The organism is [Clostridium] ultunense DSM 10521 (assembly GCF_000511955.1).
Lineage (GTDB): Bacteria > Bacillota > Clostridia > Tissierellales > Tepidimicrobiaceae > Schnuerera > Schnuerera ultunensis.
Genome location: NZ_AZSU01000006.1, coordinates 216,180 through 237,821 on the forward strand (window position 1 = coordinate 216,180; position 21,642 = coordinate 237,821).

Below are 21,642 nucleotides of genomic sequence, written 5' to 3' on the forward strand. Positions count from 1 at the left end.
ATATGACAATGGATAAAATTTTTAAGAGGATAGAAAGTTTATCTAGTTTGATAGGGAATACTCCTTTACTAGAGATCCATTTTAAATATAAAGGTATGGATCGTAAAGTATTTGTTAAAGCAGAACAATACAATCTAACGGGTAGCATTAAGGATAGAATGGCATTACACATCATAGATAAAGGATATAGAACTGGAAAATTAAAGGAAGGCTACAGTATAGTAGAGGCAACTAGTGGAAATACAGGGATTTCCTTTTCTGCTATTGGTAGCTCCCTTGGACATAAAGTAATTATATTCATGCCTAATTGGATGAGTCAGGAAAGGATGAATTTAATAAAAAGTTTTGGTGCAGATATCCGATTAGTTAGTCCAGAAGAAGGTGGATTTTTAGGCAGTATTAAAATGGGGGAACAATTGGCAGAAGAAAACGATGATGTGTTTTTACCCTGTCAATTTTCAAATGAAGACAATATTGAAGCCCATTATAATACTACAGGGCCAGAGGTATTGAAACAACTTGAAAAGTTAAACCTAAAACCTGATGGCATAGTTGCTGGAGTGGGAACTGGAGGCACTATTATGGGTATAGGTAAATATATGAGGAAAAACAATCCAAATATTAAACTATATCCTTTAGAACCCTCTAGTTCCCCTACCTTGTCTACAGGCCATAAAGTAGGGCAACATAGGATTCAGGGAATATCCGATGAATTTATTCCACCTATTACTAAGCTTGATGAATTAGATGATATTATTGATGTTCATGATGGAGATGCTATAATAATGGCTCAAAGATTGGCAGCTGAGATGGGATTAGGGGTAGGCATTTCCTCTGGTGCCAATTTTATAGGGGCTATAAGGGTACAGGAGATTTTAGGACCTGAGAAGATTATCGTTACCGTTTTTCCAGATGATAATAAAAAGTATCTAAGTACGGATTTGATGAAAGAAGAATTAGTAAAGGAAGATTATATTTCACCCCAAGTTGAGTTAATAGATATTATTGCTCATAGATGAGTCGGGATAGCCCCGGCTCATTTATATTGGAAAATAATAAATCAATAAAGTATAATAGGATTAAGATTAATCTCCTATATTACTTATATTAGATGAAAAGGTGAAATAGTTTATGGAAAATACAATCTTTGAATATTTAAAATCCTATAAGAAGAGGACAATTCCATTAAGCCGATTGGAAAACCTACTAACAGGAAGCCAAGCCTATGAGAATTTTGCATCTGCTATAGGAAAATTGGTGGAAAAAGGAGTCTTAAAACCTATAAAATCTCATGGTACCAATGGTAAATCTATTCCATTATACAATACCTATCGTGTTATGAAATCCAATTTAAGGGAAACACTCAATAGTGAGATCCAATACTATAGTATTAAATTTAATCCTAATATATATTTAAATTCCTACTTTTCATTGGACGAAAAGGAATGGCATAGGGACTTCCCCTATATACAAAGGATTGATTCCTATTTAAATAATAAAGGTCTGCCTACAGATTATGCCACCATACCAGAAAGGTCCTTCCAATTAGTAGGAGATGAAAAATGGATAGCTGAAAAGGATGGCAAAAAGTTATTGGAAAGGATTAAATTATGGGATAAGCTTAAAATAATAGCCAGTCCAGACCCGCTGATGTTAGGGGTTAATCCCTTAAAGTTTAGGGAATCTAGACATATTCACTTGACAGTGGAAAACAAAGCTACCTTCTATGCCCTGATGGATTCCATAAAGGACACGGATTTTACCTCAATAATATATGGTGCTGGGTGGAAGGTGGTATCAAATATCCAAAGGTTACCTATTCAATTAGGGTTGGGAAATGATATACATAAGATATACTATTTTGGAGATTTAGACCCTGAGGGTATTTCCATCTGGTATTCCTTGTACCAAAAATATAAAATAGAGTTGGCCCTCCCCTTTTACAGAGCCTTATTAGAGAAAAGCTACTCCATTGGCAAGGAAACTCAGCAGAAAAACATGGAAGCCATGGCAAAATTTAAAAGCTATTTTAAGGAAGATGAAATAGCGATTATAGACCAATTAATTCAAAGGGAAGGCTATATCCCTCAGGAAGGTTTAAAAAAGGAAGAATTGATCAATGTTTGGAGGAATGGTTTATGGATATTTCCATAAAAAATATTACGGAAAACTATAGGGATAGGATGGAAAGATTAGCATTATTCGATCCTTTATATGCTTTAGAGAGAAAGTCTGGAAAGGATAATAGTGGGGAACCTATAGATTATTATGGACTGGGACTTTTAACATTATTATTTTTCTTTGAAAATATGTTAATTAGGAATAAAAAGGCTGGGGTTATGGAACTAGCCCAATTTTTCTCTAATTTAACTCAAGAAAAGTTAGATTTAACTTTTGAGGAATATGTAAAACTAGCTAGAGAGATAGTTCAAGTGTTCAGGCCTCCTAGCGGTAAGAGAAATAGCCGGAAATTTTACAATTGGGAAACAGGACAAGAAGAAATAATCCAGTATTCCATATTAAAGGCCTCCCATTTTGATGCAAAGGCCAATACTCAATATTATGAATTAGATGAACAAGGGTTAGAGCTTATATTTGCAACTAAGGAATATTTTTCAGAGTTTCAGCTATCTATTAATCAATTAATACTTAGAAAACAATTGGAAAAAGGGGAATTTGTAGGGGCTTTAAGGCAAATAGATGAGATGAGGATGGATGTAAGGAATTTACAGGATAAGATATATAGGATAAAACATGAAATTCAAAGGAATATTATATCCGATGAAACCTATAGACGTTATGAATCCATTGTTGATGATATTCATTTTAGATTAAGTAGAGAAAATGAAGAGTTTGAAGAATTGAAATCCTTCATAAAGGAGACAAAAGAAAGATTAGAACATGAAATTCATGAAGACAAGATGAAAAAAGCCTATGGATTAATTATTAAAGTGGATAAGGAGTTAGGTGAAGTCCACTATGAGCATAGGAAACTCCTTTCTCAAAGTATAGATATGAAGACAACAGCTCTAAATGCGGCTCAAGAATCTCTCTATTATATAGGCATTGATTCTTTCAATTTTAAAGATCAAATAGCCAATAAACTAATGTCTACACCATTACCTTTGGAAGCCTCAAGAAGGTTGGTAGAGCCTTTTCTATATTTGGAAAGAGGAGGATTTTGGTCTCCTTTGGCGGTTTTTGGAAAGCAGCGAATTGAGAAAAGAGGCTTAGAAGAAGAAAACTTAACTTTTGCAAGCCCTTTAGAGGACTGGGAAATAAAAGAGGAAGTTAAAATTCAACAGGAAAATTTTAAGCATATTATGGAAATAATTTTAAAGGCAATGGAGAAGGAAAATTGCATAACTCTAAGGGAACTTATAGAGTTTATAAAAGAAAATGGCAAAGAAGATATATTAAATTATAGGTCTTTTTATGATTTCTGGATACTACTACATCACAGTTCTCCAATAAAATTAGAGGTGGAGGAAAATCAAAACCATATGTTGGATAAGGTAATAGAATTATTAGAAAGGGATTATACAAGTTTAATAGTAGTAGAAATTCCAGGCAAGATAGAACCGAATGAGAGGTATACAATCAGGAATATGGAGTTAACATTGGAGGGGAATAAAGATGCTATATGAACAGGAACAAGTAATACAGGCTTTCAAAATATATTCTACCTTAGCTATTAATGGAAAGGCTTTTAAAGAGGATTTAAGATTATATTTAGCTGATGATTCCATTAGAGGCTTAGTGGACCAATTTGCTAAAGAGGTAGATTGTACTCTATTGCTAGTAGGTGATCTAATATATATGATACCTTTATCTATAAATTCTCCTTATCATATATCCAACGAAACTATTAAAGAGAAACATCTACCTTCTAGAGCTGTAAATGCAGATATATATATGATGTATGTAGCTATAATAATCCTATTTGGAGAATTTTATGATAGTTACCAGACAACAGAGGCTACTAGGGATTTTATTAAGATGGAAGATTGGTTAAATAGTGTAAATGACAAGATATTATCTTTAAAGGGTTATGATGAGAAAGAATTAATGGAATTGGAAAGGAAATATGAATACAATTGGTTAGCTATAGTGGACAAATGGGATGCTTTAGATGATATAAAGGAAAATGTTCAACAAACGGCTAGAACCATAAGTAGAATGAGCTTTATGAATATCGTAAAGAGATTTTTGGAAAAACAGGAGTTAATAGAGGGGATTGGAAATAATGAAATCCAATTGACGGAAAAAGCAAAAGCTATTATCCAAAGATATTATATGGAATTGGAATATAATAGGGAAATATTGGAGTTCATATACTCTTTAGAGGAAAAGGAAGGTGATGTAATTGCCAGCCATATCCAAGATTAGATTGACCAATATAATATATGAAAATGGAGGTAAGAGGTTTAATGACGATATATTTGAATTTGATGGATATAATGGAGTAATACTATTAGAAAATGGTGGAGGAAAGACGGTCTTTATTCAGACAGCCCTCCAAGCCGTATTGCCTCATGCCAATCTAGGGGAAAGAAGAATAAGGGATACTCTATCATTGGAAGGAGGAGCCAGCCATATAGCTATTGAATGGATACTAAATGATAGGCCTAGAAGATATGGCCTTACAGCGGTAACACTATTTTTAGGGCCCGAAGGTTTAAAGTCATTACGCTATGTATATGATTACTCTGGAGGTGATGCCCATTCCATAGAGAATATTCCCTTTGTAAAGAAAAATCAAGAAGGCAACAATAGACCTGCTAGCAGACAGGAAATTCAAGAATACTATCAATATATGCAGAGCCATAAGATGAATGCACACACTTTTGATACCATAAAGGATTTCCACCAATATATTGAAGAAAACTTCCATATAATACCTTCTGAATGGAAAAGTATCGCTCATATAAATGGAGCAGAAGGGGATGTGGAGAAATTTTTTGAACATTGTAAAACTACCTCTCAGCTAGTGGATCAATTACTTATACCTGTAGTGGAAGGAGCTCTGGTAGGCAATGGCACCAAGGATTTTATTCAAATATTTGAAAGACAGAGGGAGCATTTTAAAAAGCATAGAGAGCTTAGGAGAAGAATTGAAGAAAGTAAGAATATAGAACAAAAGATAGCCCATTATGTATCTACCTATACTAGATTACATGAAGCAGAGGAAAAGATGCTCAATAAAAAGAGAGAGGCTAAATCTATATATGAATTTTTAGTAGAGGAAGAAGATAAAACTCAGAAGGAAATAAGCCATGTAGAGGAGTTAAAGGAACTTTTATCAAAGGACAAACAGGAACTTAGGAGAAAAGAAGCTTCCTATGAATTAGCCTTGTTAGATAAGGAATTGAAAAATGCGAGAGATGATTATGAAATTATTGCAGAAGAGCATAGGGAAATAGTTAGCAGACTAGAAGGAAAGGAAGAAGAACTCCAAAATTTAGAAATTGCAGAGCTTAAAGAAAATATTAAGAAAAATGAAGAGTTTAGTAATATATTAAAAGAACAATTAGAGGAACTAGATGAAGATGAGGATATAGGGGTTTTAAAGGATAGATTAGAAGAAAATTCTAGTATATTGAAGGGATATTTTGAAAGGGAAAAAGAAAATTTAGAAAAACAGAAAGAGCTTTTGGAAAGCCAAAAGAATCGATATGAAGATGAATTACAAAAGATTCATGAAAAGATAGTCGGCCTTCAGAAAGAAAAACAAAGTTTAATTGAAATAAGGGCTGGATATAGAGGAGAAATAAAAGGTATAGAAGATAATATGGAAAATATTAGGAAGGACATATTGGCCAACCCTATTAATGAAATGGTAGAAGGAGAATATCCTAAATGGAGACAACGGGTAGAGGAAATTGAGGGATTAAATACATCCTATAAAGAACAGCTAAACAGTTTAAAAAGTAGAAAAGAACAACTTTCCATAGAAATACCTAATATCCATGATGAAATTCAAAGGCTTATCAAGGACACTACCATTAGAGAAAAGGATTTAAGGTCTATAGAAGAAAAACATGATAAAATACTGTCTGTTGTAAAGGGGCTAAGGCTAGAATGGAATTATTTAGATTCCATCTACCTAAAGCAACAATCCATAATAGAATATATTGAAGAGAGATTAGAGCGAACTAGGAATCAAAGAGAAGAGTTATTAGAAGATGAAAGATTATCCTATAGGTTATTAGATTACTATGGAGGCAATGAATATTTTACTGGAGAACCACTGCTTGAAGAGTGGTTATACAGTTGGAGAAACCAATTCCATCTATTGGAGACTGGTACAAGGTATGTAGAAAAAGCAGCGATAAATCTTAATAGAAATGTAAAGGAGATATATAGAGAGTACCCCTTATGGCCTTTAGCAATTATAACCACAGAAAGGGAACTGGAAAAGCTATGGCAAAAAATAGAAGGCCAACGGCAAAGGCTTACATTTCCTATATTAATTCTATCTCAAGAGGAAGCAATAAATATACTATTGGGAAAGGTAAGCATAGAAGAAAGATATATCTATCCCCATATTTGGCAGGATAATATAGATAAGGAGAAATTCCAACAATGGAAAAGGGAGTTAGAGGAATTGGCAAAAAAGGCTGTAAAGGAGAGAAAAGAGAAAGAAAGAGAGGAAAGAGAGTGGCAGAATATATTGAGAATAACTAATGAATTTTTATTTGCTCATCCCTATGATGAGTATACTCAATTATCTGAGGAATTAAAGGTTTTAAAGGACAGATTAGATAGATATGAAAATCTATTAGATGAAAAACAAGGAGAAAATGTGTCTATAGACAGAGAGATAGACGATTATGAGAATAAGTTGAAGGATTTAGAACAGGAATCCAATTATTTAGGTAGAAAGATGGAAAGAGCTTTAGATTATTTTGAAAAAGTTAAATATAAAGAAAGGTTAAGCAATCAATTATACCAAAAAAATGAAGAATTAGTTTTTGTAGATAAGAAAATATCGTTTAATGAAAGGCATAGGGAAAGGAAAGAGGCTATAGTTCAAGGGATAAAGGCTGGCATAAGGGATTTAAGTAGTCAAATATCTATTATATTGGAAGATTCCAACTATAGGGAAGTAAAACACTCTAAAGCTTTATATAGGGATGTAAACAAGGATAATATCTTAGAAGAAAGGAAATATATCAAAGATAGGTTATCAGAAAAACAAAAAGGTAGATCGGAAATAGAAAGACAACTAAAAGAAACGGAAAAGAATATAGAAAGGGATGGGGATTTATTAAAAAGGAAGTACGCCGGAGCCAACTACCCTATAGATGAAAATATAAAATTTCCTTTTAATGGTAAAATCCTTATAGAAGGACTGTTAACCGATATTAGAGAATTAAAGGAAGGATTAGAAAAAATATTGCCTTCTTTAAGAAAAAAGGAAAAATTTTATGAGAAAAAAGCTAATAGATATGAATTAAGATTGGAAAGCTTTCATAAAGAATTCTATGACATTATATATTTCACTCAGCCTTTACCTAGTGTAAAAAAACAAATATTCCAAGAAAGATTAGAGATAGAGGAAAAGGAAAAATATTTGGATACAAACTATAAAAGGCTTAAAAATCAATTGGAAGATATTCAAAATAATATTCAGAATCTAGAAATTAAAAATGGTAAATATGAATTCCTCCTGGAGAATATCCAAGGGACTGTTTTAACAGCAGATATTAAACAAAATTTACCCTATAATAGGGAAGGCACTATATCTAAACTAATTTGTGAAATGGAGGACTTTACCAAGAATCTAGAGACACATAAGGCAATGGTGGATTCGGAGAGAAATCAATTTGTCCAGTTTGCAAACATCAATGTAAAGGATATAAGATTGAGGGAGATGGCAGTATCTGGTATTAAAAACAAAAGAGTTTTCCATGAGGTATTAGAATGGGAAAAAAATATGGGTAAGACTTTAAACCGGGTAATAAGAATCCACGAAAAAAACATGATGGAACATGATAAAGAGCTAAATCAATTTATCCAGTATCTATATACCTATTTATCTACATTGGCAGATGAAATGCGGACTATCCCTAAAAACACTAAAGTAAAAATAGGAGATGATTGGAAGGAAATATTCCAAATTCAGGTACCCAGTTGGGAGGAGGAAGAAGGCAAGGAGGAAATTAGAAAGCATGTAGACTGGATGATTAGCAAATTGGAAAAGGAAGAATTTTTAGATGAGGAAGGAAAAGAAGATCAAGGGAAAATAAAAAAAGCTATAGAAAACTGGCTCCAATCTAAACAGCTACTGAATATCATTATGGGAGGAAAAGAGATAAAGGTAAGGTGCCGAAAGGTTACCAACGATGGTAAGGTAAGCAATATGTATTATTCCTGGGAAAGTTCAAACCAATGGTCTGGTGGAGAAAAATGGAGTAAGAATATGGCCCTTTTCCTAGGTATATTAAATTATGTAGCAGAAAAGAAACAACATATATTACCTAATCAAAAAAGACATAGGACGGTTATTATGGATAATCCTTTTGGCAAAGCCTCTAGCGACCACGTACTAAGCCCGGTGTTTTTCATAGCAGAACAACTAGGCTTCCAATTCATAGCCTTAACTGCCCATGGAGAAGGTAGATTTATACGAGATTATTTCCCTGTAGTCTATAGCTGTAAATTAAGGCCGTCAGTAGAAGGGGATACATCTGTTTTAACAAAGGAAAAAAATATTAACTATGCCTTCTTTAAAGATAATGATCCAATGGTCATAGAAAGAATAGGAGAAAGGGAGCAGTTAAGTATGTTTAATATATAATAGATAAGATAAAAAACAGCTAGTTTAGAAGGTGGCATAACAATGAATATCATAAAGATTAGAAAAACTGTAAAGTATATATTAGGGTTCTATATTATTTATTCATTTATATTCGGAGTACTACTCTTTGCATTCTATAAGCCTAAAACTATCCAACACTTAGAAAACAATTCTATGGAGACTTTTTATAGGGAAGAGTTGAGTCAGGATAGGGTTGTTCTTGTTGAGGGAAGGTATGATTCAGGCCTTAGCCGGGTAAATTTAATTGAAAATGCAGAGAAAACATTAGATATTGCCTATTATACACTTCATGATGGAGTTTCTACAGATATCTTTTTTAATAGCATCATAGAAGCTGCAGATAGGGGGATAAAGGTTCGTATTTTGTTAGATGGTATATTCCATAATTTAAATGGAAATTTACGAGGGATAAAATATATTTTTTCAGATCATCCCAATATAGAACTTAAATTTTATGAACCCTTAAATTTAATTAAACCATGGACATGGAATAACAGACTCCATGATAAGTTTATTATAGTGGATGGGAAATATGCCATTATCGGTGGTAGAAATATTGGTGATAAATATTTTATAGGGGATGACACTGATGAACATATTGTTTACGATAGGGATGTAGTGATCATAAATACAGATGAAGACAATGTCTCTAATAGTGTTATTTCAGAATTTAAGGATTATTTTAGCCATTTATGGGAACATGATTATTCGAAGAATCCTGTAAATAAGCTAACCAATATAGGTAAAAAGAAGGGTGAGGAAAAATATCAATATTTAGTAAACAGGGTAAAAAAGTTAAAAAAATCCCATCCTGAAATATTTAATAATTCTATTGATTGGGTAGAAGAATCTGTTCCAGCTAATAGAATATACCTCATATATAATCCAATAGAACGTCTGAATAAGGAACCCTGGTGTTGGCATTATATTACCAACCTAGCTAAAAATGCAAAGGAATCAATATATGTTCAAAGTCCTTATATTATCCCTACGAAGAATATGTTGAGTATTCTCCATGTAGATAATATTTCGGTAGATAGGGAACAGATAAATATACTAACTAATTCGATCTATTCTAGTCCTAACCCATTTGCTGTATCCGGCTATATGAATAATAGAAAAAGGATAGTGGATTTTGGGGCTAATTTATATGAGTTTCAAGGCCCTGGTTCTACCCATGCAAAATCCTATATATTTGATAATAGGATTAGTGCTGTAGGCTCCTTTAATCTTGATTCAAGGTCTACCTTTCTTAGTACTGGGTCTATGGTTATAATCGATAGCGAAGATTTTGCTAAGAACCTTAAAGAAGAAATGGACAATTATATTGATAGTAGTCTAATGGTAGGAGAAGATTATTCCTATTTATCTGATTCATCAGTAGAAGAAGGTAAAGTATCTTTATTAAAATCAATTCTTGTAAGGATCTTATCTTTTGTCGTTTATCTATTCCAATTTATGTTATAAAAGTAGGCTTAGTTTTAAGCCTACTTTTATTAATCAAATTGTTATTTAGCTTTTTCAATTTTTCTATCATTAGCATCAATTTTCTCATTCTTTTTATTAGCCATTTTACAACTGCCTTGGAAAAAGGCATTTTCATGGACTATAAGATTGGAGACTTCTGCATCTCCCATTAGTCTTCCAGTAGGATGAAGAGTTAATTTTTTTCGGGATTTAATATTACCTTCTACTACTCCAGCTAAAGAGATATCGTAGCAATGGATATTCCCTTTTACATTACCAGTTTCCCCTATAATAATATCACCTTCGTAATGGATGTCCCCTTCAATAACACCGTCGATTCTCAAGTTCCCCTTACCTTCAATTTTACCTATTACCTTGATGTTTTCACCAATTAAAGAGTCAATTTCCATTGACTTTTCAACCTTTTTACTAAACACAAGTTTTCCCCCTTACCCTTTATTTAAGAATAGTTAACGGATCTATAGGTTTACCATTTTTATGTATTTCGAAATGAAGATGAGAACCAGTGCTTCTACCAGTGCTGCCCATTTTTGATATAACTTGCCCTTTCTCTACGTTATCTCCTTCATTAACAAGCAATTTACTGTTATGTCCATATACAGTGGTATACTCATTATTATGTTCTATTATAATAGTTCGACCTAAACCAGATTTGTATCCTGAAAACACTACCTTTCCACTTCCGGCGGCCCAAATATCCGTACCTATTGAGTTAGCTATATCGATTCCATAATGAAACCTAACCCCTCTTCCAAAGGGATTTTTCCTATTGCCAAAGGTGGAAGTCAGTCTACCCTTAGTAGGCCATAGATCAGGTACCGTTTCTAGATATTCAAATCTCTTTTCTAAATCATCGATAAAAACTAGCAATTCTTTTTCCTTATTTTCTAGTACTTCTTTTAATACCTGAATCTCCTCTGTAGGCTCTAATGCTTCAATAGGAATATCGTCGTCTATTCTCCCACCTCTAGATGGGCTTTTTATGCCAGCTATCTTTTCTACTTGTCTTTGTAATTTTTCTATTTCAGCTAACTTATCTTCAACTTCATTGGTTTTTTCGTATAGTTCCTTTGTATGGGATTTTAGTTTGGATAATTCTGTTTCCTTTTTTCTATTTTCTTCCTCAAGATTGTTGATTTCGGCTATTCTATCATTATATTCTTTTTCTAAACTTATATGAGATGAATAGATATTATTAAAAATTAAGAATGCTGCCATAAGAATTGCTGATATAGATATTACAGAAATTTTGGGCAACCATTGTGGAATCGTTAACCTTCTTACTTTTTCTGTATGGGGGATTATTATAATGCAGATTTTAGAATCTTTCTTCTTCCCCATATGTGTTTTTCGACCTCTTTCTAAAATAGTTAAATCTTTCCACATTATTCTATTCTACATAAACTTTAAAAATCCTTTTATTATTTTAAGAATATTTGATTATCTTAAATAATTAAATATTATTAGTTCTAATACCTTATTCAGTATGAAGATTATTGGGATGCCAAGGGTGAATTTAACCTTACTGGTCTTATGTTTAAAAACTACCATTCCTAATAATGCACCAGCAGCGCCTCCTAGTAATGCTAAAACCATTAGGCTCATTTCACTAATTCTATGATCATTTTTTCTGGATTTAGATTTGTCAAATCCAAAGTTAAAGAAGGAAACAATATTTATTATTATAATATAGATTAAAAAGGTAATTTCCTTATTATTAAAGTTTGATATTATGCTCATTTAAAATACCTACTTTCTAATTAATTACATTACTTAATATTTTCTACTAGTTCAAGGAATTTTTCAATATCTTTTTCAATTAATTTTAATGAGCCCCTAAAGAAATCTGGTGAATGAACATCTATATCCATTAATTTTGCTATGTCAACTATATTGTTTTTGCCAGTAGATCTAAGGAAGCTATCATATTCCTTTACGAATTTATCTTTATTATTCAAGTATTTCAGGTATAATCCCTTGGAGAACAATAATCCAAAAGCATAGGGAAAATTATAAAAATTCCGCTCTCCGTAGTAATAATGGGGTTTATTTACCCACATATAAGGGTGGAGATAATTATGATCTAATCCATTTCCATAAGCCTTTTTCTGTGCTTCTATCATTATTCTATTTAGTTCATTTACAGACAGAGAATATTCCTTTCTTCTTTCAAATAATTCCTTTTCGAATAGGAATCTGCTATATATATCTACTATTACCTGCCCTGCATCTTGAATATAGGATTCTAAAATACTTAACTGTTCTTCTTCATCAGCTTCACTTAAGGCCGCATTCATTACAATGGTCTCACAGAATATAGAAGCAGTTTCAGCTATAGGCATGGGATATCTACTGTTTAAAATGCTTTCTTCTTGTATACAAAGTCCATGATATCCATGGCCTAGCTCATGGGCTAAGGTAATAACATTGCTAAAGCTACCATTAAAATTGGCAAGTATTCTACTTTCCTTAATAGGATGAATATTAGAGCAAAAAGCCCCTCCTCTTTTGCCTTCCCTAGGTTCTGCATCTATCCATCTATTTTCAAAAGCATTATCTGCAAAATTGGCTAATTTGTCACTAAAGGTTTTGAAGTTTTTTACAATATATTCTCTGGCTTCTTTATAGGTAAAGGATTTACTCATCTTTCCAACAGGAGCAAATATATCATAGAAAGGTAATCCATTTTCATAACCTAAAAGTTCGCCTTTTTTTCTATAATATTTATGGAATATAGGTAAATATTCTTTTATGGCTGTTAGCATGGCATTTAAAGTTTCTTCATCCATTCTGGATTTAGATAGGGTTTCATCTAAAGGGGATTTATACCCTCTCATCCCTGCAATTGAAATGACTTCTCCTTTAATTCCATTTAAAGCAGCAGCGGAAGATTCGGCGATTTTTCTATAGGATTTTAATTCTGCTTCATAGGCTTTTTTTCTTAGATCCTTATCTTTATTATGGGCCATATTTCTAATTACAGGCAGAGGAAGTTGTTTTAGCTCCCCATCTATTTCAATATCAACTAATAATGTAGAGATCAATATATTTTGAAGTTTTGTCCAAGCCTTAGACCCAGTATTTTTCATTTTAGAGATTAATATCTCCTCTTTTTCACTAAGTAAATACTGAGTATGGTCCTTGATATTATTTAAATAGAAACTATGCTCTTTTAGAAACTCAGAAGAATTGATAACCCTATCTAAATCATCCAAACTTCCAATAAATTTTTCAAATTGTACATAGGATTTGGTGATTTCTGAATATTTTACCTGTAATTTATCCAGGTATTTTAATGCCATTTCATTTTTAGCTTCAACACTAGATATTAAACGAGGATAGGTCATTAGCTTTGAAGACAGGCTAGATAATTCTATTAGCCTATTTAAATATTGGGAGATTTTTTTATCAGCTTCCTCAAAGGATTTTAAGTTTTCTTCTGCCCAATGGACAAAACTTTCCATTTTTTCATCAAAGGTTTTTAAGTCTGACTGATATTTCTTTGAATCAAAAGAGGTGTATAACTCATTTAAACTCCATTTCATATCCATAACTATCCCTCCATTTTTATATTTAATATTATAATATCTTTAATAGTCTGATAATACAACTTAATACTTATATGGGGGAAAGAAAAGGATTTGAATTTGTGGTTTTAAAATTCATATTTCCCTTGCAAAAAAGCCATATTATATATATACTTAACAAGTTAGATAAAAAAAGGAAGGATGTAGTAAAATTAATGAATAAATTAAAATTTGAAGATATTAAGCTTTCGGAGGAAATTCAAAAAGCAGTTTCCGATATGGGCTTTGAGGAGATGTCCCCCATCCAATCCCAAGCAATACCAAAACTACTTGAAGGTATAGATATAATTGGGCAAGCTCAGACAGGAACGGGGAAAACTGCTGCTTTTGGTATACCTATTATTGAAAAATGTAATGGGAAGGATAGAAGTTTACAAGCTATGGTATTATGCCCTACAAGAGAATTATCCATACAAGTGGCAGAGGAAATTAGAAGACTAGCCAAGTATAAAAGGGATATTTTTGTTCTACCTATATATGGAGGACAGCCTATTGATAGACAGATAAAGGCTTTAAAAAAAGGCGTTCAGATAGTAGTAGGAACTCCTGGTAGAATAATAGACCATATTCGAAGAAAAACATTAAAACTAGGAAATATAAGGATGCTAGTATTGGATGAAGCAGATGAAATGTTTGATATGGGATTTAGAGATGATATTGAACTCATTGTAAATCATATGCCGGAGGAAAGACAGACCATATTCTTTTCGGCCACTATGCCTAAAGAAATAGTAGATTTTGCTAAAAGGTATCAGACGAATCCTAAAACTATTAAAGTAGTACACAAGGAATTAACCGTACCAAGAGTAGAACAATATTATTTTGAATTAAAGGAACATATGAAGACTGAAATATTATCTAGGCTTATAGATATATACAATCCTAAACTTTCCATAGTATTCTGTAATACCAAGAAAAAGGTAGATGAGTTAACTATTGAATTACAAGGAAGGGGATATTTCGTCGATGGGCTCCATGGGGATTTAAAACAATCTCAAAGGGATAGGGTAATGTCTAAGTTTAGAACAGGGAATATCGATATTTTAGTAGCTACTGATGTGGCAGCTAGAGGTTTAGACGTAGATGATGTAGATATTGTATTTAACTATGATATACCTCAGGATGAAGAATATTATGTTCACAGAATTGGTAGAACTGCTAGAGCTGGTAGGGAAGGGATTGCCCTTAGTTTTGTAGTAGGTAGAGATAGGCACAGGATCAAAGATATTGAAAGATATACTAAGACTAAGATAGTTAGGAAGGATTTGCCTACACTAAAAGATATGGAAGAACGACAAAGCGATATATTAATAGAAAAGATTAAAGATGAGATAGATAAGGGACAATTAGATAGATATGAAAAGATGCTTAACCAAATATTAGAGGAAGATTATACTTCTTTTGATATAGCAGCAGCCTTGTTGAAATTTTACCTTGTAAACAATAAGTTAGATGGGCACAGAGAATTAGATGCAGTAGATTATGGTACAAAAGGTATTAGTACTAGGGCAAGAATATATATAAATACTGGAAAGAGAAAAGGGGTAAGCCCAAGACATATATTAGGAGCCTTACTAAATGAAACGGGTATACCTAGAAAAACTGTAGGGGATATAGATATGTATGATAAATTTACTTTCGTTGAAGTACCAGAAGAATATGCCCACCAGGTAATAAAAGGGTTAAATAACAAAAGAATAAAGGGCATTAAGGTAAAGGTGGAATTGGCTAATACCAGGTCTTAAACATGTTTAGCGGCAAAGAGATATTTAGTTCTTTAGTCGCTTTTTTTATTTTCGTAGTATTACTAAAACTGGGTATATAATACAATATACATAATAAAAGGATAATCATTTAATTAATTTTTAAGATTAAATATAAAAAGTGAAAACATTGAAGGATTTTGACAATTTATACAGAAATATACAGTATAGGTTTGCTTCTTAGAGTTACTTTTAGATAAAGGACTGGTTTTTATGAAAAAGAGAGTTATAGGAGTTGGAATTCTCCTTCTAATTTTCATTACAATTTCAATATCTATTAATAAGCATACCAAGTTATCAAAAGAACCAGTAGATGTTAAAGATAAGATAAAATTAAGGATTGTAGGGGATAATAATTTTAAACCTTATGAATATGTAGATGAGAAAGGTGAATTTAAAGGATTTAATATTGATATAATGAAAGCCATAGGGGAAGCCATGGATATAGAAATAGAGTTAATACCTATGAGATGGTCTGATGCAGTATTTGCTTTGGAAAATGGAGAAATAGATGGTATTCAAGGTATGTCTAAAACGGAGGAAAGAAAGGCTAAATATCTTTTCACCCAATCTACTGTAGTTAATTCTCATGCCATTTTTATAATGAAAGACTTGGAGAATATAAAAGATATTGAGGATCTTAAAGGGTTAAGGGTGGCTTATCAGGAAAAGGACATTCATGAAGAGAGAATTAGAGGAATACCTGGAATTATTTCCATACCTCGTTATAGTCAAATAGAAGGTATTCAGGCTTTATTAGACGGGGAAGCAGATGCTTTTATAGGAAATAGAATGACTGCCGTTTACTATCTAAATAATATTAAAAAGATAAATAAAGTGAAAACCATAGGAGAACCTTTAGGTGAAACAGCCTATGGACCGGCTATACTACCTGAAAACAAATTAGCTTATAGGCTATTAGAAGAGGGATTGAACCGGATAAAACAGAATGGAACCTATGATAAGATATATAAAAAATGGTTTGGACACCAGTTATCCTATGGACATTTTGTACTTAGAACCTATATCAAGTACATAATTATTGGTGCTGGGGTAATTGGTATAGTGCTATTGTTGCTTTTCATATGGAATAAAAAATTGCAACAGGAAGTAGCCAAAAGGACTAGTGAATTGGAAACTGCTAATAAAAATTTGAAAGCTCATCAAGAGAGAATATATAGATTAGCCTATTTCGACCCTATTACCCATCTTCCCAATAGAGTATACTTCATGGAGGAATTGGAAGAAACTATCGAGAATTTAGCTGACAATGAAAAATTAGCCATATTACATTTAGATCTAGATAGGTTTAAATACATAAATGATAATTTAGGCCATAATATAGGAGATGAGGTTTTACGATTACTAGGTGTAAGATTAGGTGAATTAATCTCTAAAGGAGATTTAATAGCCCGTGGTGGAGGAGATGAATACCTAATATTATTGAAGAATATAGAGGATATATATAAAATAGACACTGTAGTAGATGGGATTATTGAAAGTTTTAAAGAATATATAGCCTATAAAGATTATGAACTATATTTAACTACCAGTATTGGAATTGCTATATATCCGGAAGCAGGAGAAGATAGTATTTCTCTAATGAAAAATGCGGAAATTGCATTATACGAGGCTAAAGAAATGGGTGGCAATAGCTATTTTAAATATAATGTACAAATTGGTAAAAGGGAATATGATAACCTTACTAAATTAAATCAACTGAGGCAAGCCGTAACTAATGGAGAATTTATTTTATACTACCAGCCAAAATTCGATATTAAAACAGGGGAGATAATAGGCCTGGAAAGTTTGATACGTTGGGAAAATCCAAGAAGAGGGCTAATTTTCCCCGATGAATTTATACCTTTAGCGGAAGAGACTGGGCTAATATTTTCCATTGGAGAATGGGTTTTAAGGGAGGCCTGCAGACAGAATAAAGAATGGATTGATAAAGGCTATAAGCCTAGGCGAGTCTCTGTCAATATTTCAGCTAGACAATTTCAACATTATAATTTTTTAGATATGGTCTCTAATATATTGGAGGAAACAGGATTAGAACCTAAGTATTTAGGATTAGAAATAACTGAAACTACTGCTATATCCGACATTACATATACATTAGATGTTTTAGATCGATTAAAGGAATTAGGAGTATTCGTTATAATGGATGACTTTGGTACAGGATATTCTAATTTAAGTTATTTAGGTGAAATGAATATAGATGAATTGAAAATCGATAGGAGTTTTATTTGGGATCTAGATATAAATGAAAAGAATAGGGCAATTTCTCGAACTATAATCCTTCTGGCTAAGCAGTTTAATATATTGGTTACTGCAGAAGGAATAGAAACGGAAAAGCAATTGAATATATTGAAAGAACTTGGCTCCGATACTGGTCAGGGATATTATTTTAGCAAACCTATTCCTGCCAAAGAATTGGAAAAACTACTATGAATAAAGAGGTCAGATAAAGTTTTAAATTATCTGACCTCTAATTATTTTGAAAAAGATTTTAAAATTTGATTTAGGTCAAAGTATTGAATGATAATATTTTTTATAATAAAGACACAGAATAAAAAAGAAATAAAAAATAAGGAGGAATTTTTTATGATGACTAAAACTTATAAATTAGAAACATTAACATGCCCATCTTGCATGGCAAAGATAGAGGGAGCATTAATAAAGATAAAAGGTGTGAAGGAGACAGAAGTATTATTCAATTCAAGTAAAGCGAAAGTTACCTTTGATGAATCTATAGTAGAATCTGAGGATATAAAACTGGTTATTGAGAGATTAGGCTACAGGGTGCTAGGAGAAAAATGATAATTTTTAGAAAGGGGGAGTACGGTGAGAATAAGTAAAGGTCAAAGGGTAGTTTTTTCAGGAATATTGATTATAATATCTTTCATATTAAAGAGAACAGATTTAAATATATGGTATGGAAATATATTTATGATCAGCGCTGCCATTGTAGCAGGATTACCAATTATGAAGAATGCTCTTGTAGCTTTAAGATATAAAATCTTAGGTATAGATGCATTAGTGTCTCTAGCTGTAATAGGTGCTATGTTTTTACAAGAGTATTGGGAAGCGGCAGCGGTAACCTTTCTATTCATGCTAGGGGATTATTTAGAATCTAAAACATTGGAGAAAACTAGATCTTCAATTAAATCCTTATTGGATTTGGCACCAGATATAGCTAGGGTAATACGAAACGGAGTGGAAGTAGAAATTTCACCTGATGAAGTAGTAGAAGGAGATATAGTAGTAGTAAAACCTGGAGAGAAGATTGCTGTTGATGGTACCATAATAGAGGGAAATGCTTATATAAACCAAGCAGCCATTACAGGAGAATCTATTCCAGTAGATAAAACAGAGGAAGACACCGTATTTTCTGGTACTATTATCGAATCCGGATATTTAAAGATAAAGGCAGATCGGGTTGGGGATGACACTACCTTTGCTAGGATTTTAGAAATGGTAGAAGAGGCTCAAGATAAAAAAGCAAGAACACAGAAGTTTCTAGAAGTATTCTCTAGATACTATACTCCTGCCATAATAATTTTAGCAGCATTATTGTTCTTATTTACAAAGGATCTAGTACTATCTCTAACATTATTGGTAATAGCTTGTCCAGGAGCCTTGGTTATTTCAACTCCAGTTTCTATAGTAGCAGGAATAGGTAATGGAGCAAAACATGGGGTTTTGGTCAAAGGTGGAGAAATAATGGAGAAGTTAGGCAAAATCAAGGTATTAGCCTTTGATAAAACTGGAACTTTAACAGAAGGTAAACCTAAGGTAACCAATGTGAAGGCTTTTAATATAGACGAAGAAGAATTATTAAAAATTACTGCAATAGGTGAAAGCTATTCAGAACATCCATTGGCTAGGGCAATTATTGAAGCCTATGAAGAAAGATATGGAGAATTAAGAGAGTCTCCAGAAGAAGCTGAGATAATTACAGGTCAGGGATTAAAGGTAAAAATAGAAGGAAAAAAATATTTAATTGGAAATAGAAAATTATTAGCGGAAAATAGTGTCAATATAAGGGAAGAGGAAGAAAATTATGTAAAAAGTGAAGAGGCACATGGTCAAACGGTGGTTATAGTTTCAGATATGGAAAAGGTATTAGGAACTATATCTATAGCTGATACAGTTAGGGAAGATGCTAAGGAACTTATAATGAATTTAAAGAAGCAAGGTATTGAAAAGGTAGTCATGCTAACTGGAGATAATAAAAGGGCTGCCTCAGCTATATCAGAGGAATTAGGGATAGATGAATATTATGCAGAACTTTTACCAGAAGAAAAGGTTCAAGCCTTGGAAAAATTACAAGAAAAATTTGGGGCAACAGCAATGGTTGGAGATGGGGTAAATGATGCTCCCGCATTAGCTTCAGCAGATTTAGGTATTGCCATAGGCGGTGCAGGTACCGATGTAGCTATGGAAACGGCAGATGTGGTGTTAATGTCCAACGAAATAAAAAGATTATCCTATGCTATTGGCCTAAGTAGAGCTACAGTGAGAAATATGAAACAAAATATATACTTTGCCATTATAGTTGCAGCTGCTCTGTTAGCAGGAGTATTAGGTAAGGTCGTATTTCTATCTTCAGGTATGTTAATCCATGAAATAAGCGTATTATTGGTAATAGTAAACGCAGTAAGATTATTAGGATATGGGGAAAAGGGAAGAAGTAGGAAAGTATTATACGAAAAGTAGAAAATAGAATGAGAGGTGAATATAATGAGTGAATTGATTAACAATAGAAAACATAGACAAAAGATGTTAAAGGAAGTAATTAAAGAACTTCATGATGGTAGAACCGTAGATGAAGTAAAAGAAAAATTTGCTAAGGTAATAGAAGGGGTTTCCGCTTCGGAAATATCAGCAATGGAAACCCAATTGGTTAAAGAAGGATTGCCTATAGAGGAAATCCAGCGTCTATGTAATGTACATGCTGCAGTCTTTAAAGGCTCAATTGAAGAAATACATCATCCGGAAGAGGTGCCAGGTCATCCAGTCTATACTATGAGACAAGAAAATAAAGCCATAGAAGAATATATGGATGAGACCCTTAATAATAATTTAAAAGAATTTAAAGAAGATGATTCTAAAGAAAATATAAATAATCTAATTCAGGATCTAAACTTATTATGGGATATTGATAAACATTATAGCAGGAAAGAAAATTTAATATTTCCCTATTTAGAGAAGTATGGAATTACTGCGCCACCTAAGGTAATGTGGGGAGTAGATGATGATATTAGGGCTTTGATAAAAGAAGGAAAGCTTATGCTTACGGATTACAGAGGAAACAAAGAGGAAGTAATAGAAAAAATAGAAAATATGGCTAATGAAATAAAGGAAATGATCTTTAAGGAAGAAAGTATACTATTCCCCATGGCCTTGGAAACATTGACGGAAGATGAATGGATAGCCATATATAAGGAAAGTGATGAAATTGGCTATGCATTGATAGAGCCAGAAACCCAATGGGAACTAAAGAGAATAAATATTTCTGACACAGAGGAAAAATTACCAGAAGCAGGTCATGTAAGATTTGAAACTGGATTTTTAACTCCAGAGGAAATAAGCCAAATACTAAATGTCATTCCAGGAGATATGACTTTTATAGATAAAAACGATACTGTAAAATACTTCTCTCAAGGGAAAGAAAGAATCTTTGCCCGAACAAAAGCAGTTATAGGAAGGAGTGTACAAAATTGTCATCCTCCAGCTAGTGTTCATATAGTGGATAAAATATTGGAAGATTTTAAATCAGGAAAGAAAGACCATGAGGACTTCTGGATTAAGATGGGAGACTTATACGTGTTAATTAGATATTTTGCTGTAAGGAGTAAAGATGGAGAATATTTAGGGACCTTAGAATTTACACAAAACATAGCTCCAATCAAAGGGATTGAAGGAGAAAAGAGATTGTTATCGGAATAAGAAACATTCTATAACAGAATAGGGT

General features: G+C 32.6%; 15 protein-coding genes. 11 read left to right on the forward strand and 4 right to left on the reverse strand.

Going from position 1 to position 21,642, the window contains the following annotated elements; all coding sequences use genetic code 11:
- The first annotated feature begins 2 nt into the window (after positions 1-2).
- The 6 genes from CUL_RS0114140 (at position 3) to CUL_RS0114165 (ending at position 10,291) form a co-directional block, all read left to right on the forward strand.
- Positions 3-1,019 (forward strand): PLP-dependent cysteine synthase family protein, encoded by a 1,017-nt coding sequence (locus CUL_RS0114140; RefSeq protein WP_025642326.1) that lies wholly within the window; start codon positions 3-5, stop codon positions 1,017-1,019.
- A 112-nt stretch (positions 1,020-1,131) separates the two neighbouring features.
- The gene (locus CUL_RS0114145; protein WP_025642328.1) at positions 1,132-2,154 is read left to right on the forward strand and encodes a Wadjet anti-phage system protein JetD domain-containing protein; all 1,023 of its coding nucleotides are present in this window, start codon (positions 1,132-1,134) and stop codon (positions 2,152-2,154) included.
- Positions 2,139-3,647 carry a hypothetical protein gene (locus tag CUL_RS0114150; protein WP_025642330.1) on the forward strand — a complete coding sequence of 503 codons (1,509 nt, stop codon included), beginning with the start codon at positions 2,139-2,141 and terminating at the stop codon, positions 3,645-3,647. The genes CUL_RS0114145 and CUL_RS0114150 overlap by 16 nt, the downstream gene beginning before the upstream one ends.
- Positions 3,637-4,389: a DUF6063 family protein gene (locus CUL_RS0114155; protein WP_005585392.1), complete on the forward strand. Its 753-nt coding sequence runs from the start codon at positions 3,637-3,639 to the stop codon at positions 4,387-4,389. The genes CUL_RS0114150 and CUL_RS0114155 overlap by 11 nt, the downstream gene beginning before the upstream one ends.
- Positions 4,367-8,803 (forward strand): coiled-coil domain-containing protein, encoded by a 4,437-nt coding sequence (locus CUL_RS18110; protein WP_025642332.1) that lies wholly within the window; start codon positions 4,367-4,369, stop codon positions 8,801-8,803. The genes CUL_RS0114155 and CUL_RS18110 overlap by 23 nt, the downstream gene beginning before the upstream one ends.
- 42 nt (positions 8,804-8,845) lie before the next feature.
- The gene (locus CUL_RS0114165) at positions 8,846-10,291 is read left to right on the forward strand and encodes a phospholipase D-like domain-containing protein (RefSeq protein WP_051403566.1); all 1,446 of its coding nucleotides are present in this window, start codon (positions 8,846-8,848) and stop codon (positions 10,289-10,291) included.
- Positions 10,292-10,332: 41 nt separating this feature from the next.
- Here CUL_RS0114165 and CUL_RS0114170 read toward each other — a convergent pair whose 3' ends face one another.
- The 4 genes from CUL_RS0114170 to CUL_RS0114185 form a co-directional block, all read right to left on the reverse strand.
- Positions 10,333-10,728: a bactofilin family protein gene (locus CUL_RS0114170; RefSeq protein ID WP_025642336.1), complete on the reverse strand. Its 396-nt coding sequence runs from the start codon at positions 10,726-10,728 to the stop codon at positions 10,333-10,335.
- A gap of 19 nt (positions 10,729-10,747) precedes the next feature.
- Positions 10,748-11,653, reverse strand: a complete 906-nt coding sequence (locus CUL_RS18115) for a M23 family metallopeptidase (protein ID WP_025642337.1) — start codon at positions 11,651-11,653, stop codon at positions 10,748-10,750.
- A 99-nt stretch (positions 11,654-11,752) separates the two neighbouring features.
- Positions 11,753-12,052, reverse strand: coding sequence for a DUF1294 domain-containing protein (locus tag CUL_RS0114180; protein ID WP_005585385.1), 300 nt, complete (start codon positions 12,050-12,052; stop codon positions 11,753-11,755).
- 29 nt (positions 12,053-12,081) lie between these two features.
- Complete coding sequence (locus tag CUL_RS0114185; protein WP_025642339.1) at positions 12,082-13,863, reverse strand: M3 family oligoendopeptidase; 1,782 nt, start codon at positions 13,861-13,863, stop codon at positions 12,082-12,084.
- A 191-nt stretch (positions 13,864-14,054) separates the two neighbouring features.
- Between CUL_RS0114185 and CUL_RS0114190 the strand changes: the two genes are divergently transcribed.
- From CUL_RS0114190 to CUL_RS0114210, 5 genes are all read left to right on the forward strand, one after another.
- Positions 14,055-15,644, forward strand: coding sequence for a DEAD/DEAH box helicase (locus tag CUL_RS0114190; RefSeq protein WP_025642341.1), 1,590 nt, complete (start codon positions 14,055-14,057; stop codon positions 15,642-15,644).
- Positions 15,645-15,875: 231 nt separating this feature from the next.
- Entirely contained in the window at positions 15,876-18,116 is a 2,241-nt protein-coding gene (locus CUL_RS18120) for an EAL domain-containing protein (protein ID WP_051403567.1), read from the forward strand.
- 153 nt (positions 18,117-18,269) lie between these two features.
- Positions 18,270-18,485 carry a heavy-metal-associated domain-containing protein gene (locus CUL_RS0114200; protein ID WP_005585379.1) on the forward strand — a complete coding sequence of 72 codons (216 nt, stop codon included), beginning with the start codon at positions 18,270-18,272 and terminating at the stop codon, positions 18,483-18,485.
- A gap of 24 nt (positions 18,486-18,509) precedes the next feature.
- Positions 18,510-20,384: a heavy metal translocating P-type ATPase gene (locus CUL_RS0114205; protein ID WP_005585378.1), complete on the forward strand. Its 1,875-nt coding sequence runs from the start codon at positions 18,510-18,512 to the stop codon at positions 20,382-20,384.
- 24 nt (positions 20,385-20,408) lie between these two features.
- Positions 20,409-21,617: a DUF438 domain-containing protein gene (locus CUL_RS0114210; protein WP_005585377.1), complete on the forward strand. Its 1,209-nt coding sequence runs from the start codon at positions 20,409-20,411 to the stop codon at positions 21,615-21,617.
- The last annotated feature ends 25 nt before the right edge of the window (positions 21,618-21,642 follow it).

Excerpts from the sequence above, each read along its gene's own strand:
- CUL_RS0114140 (WP_025642326.1), top strand. The coding sequence starts at position 3 with ATGACAATGGATAAAATTTTTAAGAGGATAGAAAGTTTATCTAGTTTG.
- CUL_RS0114155 (WP_005585392.1), top strand. The coding sequence starts at position 3,637 with ATGCTATATGAACAGGAACAAGTAATACAGGCTTTCAAAATATATTCT.
- CUL_RS18115 (WP_025642337.1), bottom strand. The coding sequence starts at position 11,653 with ATGGGGAAGAAGAAAGATTCTAAAATCTGCATTATAATAATCCCCCAT.
- CUL_RS0114185 (WP_025642339.1), bottom strand. The coding sequence starts at position 13,863 with ATGGATATGAAATGGAGTTTAAATGAGTTATACACCTCTTTTGATTCA.
- CUL_RS0114165 (WP_051403566.1), top strand. The coding sequence starts at position 8,846 with ATGAATATCATAAAGATTAGAAAAACTGTAAAGTATATATTAGGGTTC.
- CUL_RS18120 (WP_051403567.1), top strand. The coding sequence starts at position 15,876 with ATGAAAAAGAGAGTTATAGGAGTTGGAATTCTCCTTCTAATTTTCATT.
- CUL_RS0114200 (WP_005585379.1), top strand. The coding sequence starts at position 18,270 with ATGATGACTAAAACTTATAAATTAGAAACATTAACATGCCCATCTTGC.
- CUL_RS0114210 (WP_005585377.1), top strand. The coding sequence starts at position 20,409 with ATGAGTGAATTGATTAACAATAGAAAACATAGACAAAAGATGTTAAAG.
- CUL_RS0114190 (WP_025642341.1), top strand. The coding sequence starts at position 14,055 with ATGAATAAATTAAAATTTGAAGATATTAAGCTTTCGGAGGAAATTCAA.
- CUL_RS0114150 (WP_025642330.1), top strand. The coding sequence starts at position 2,139 with ATGGATATTTCCATAAAAAATATTACGGAAAACTATAGGGATAGGATG.
- CUL_RS0114180 (WP_005585385.1), bottom strand. The coding sequence starts at position 12,052 with ATGAGCATAATATCAAACTTTAATAATAAGGAAATTACCTTTTTAATC.
- CUL_RS0114145 (WP_025642328.1), top strand. The coding sequence starts at position 1,132 with ATGGAAAATACAATCTTTGAATATTTAAAATCCTATAAGAAGAGGACA.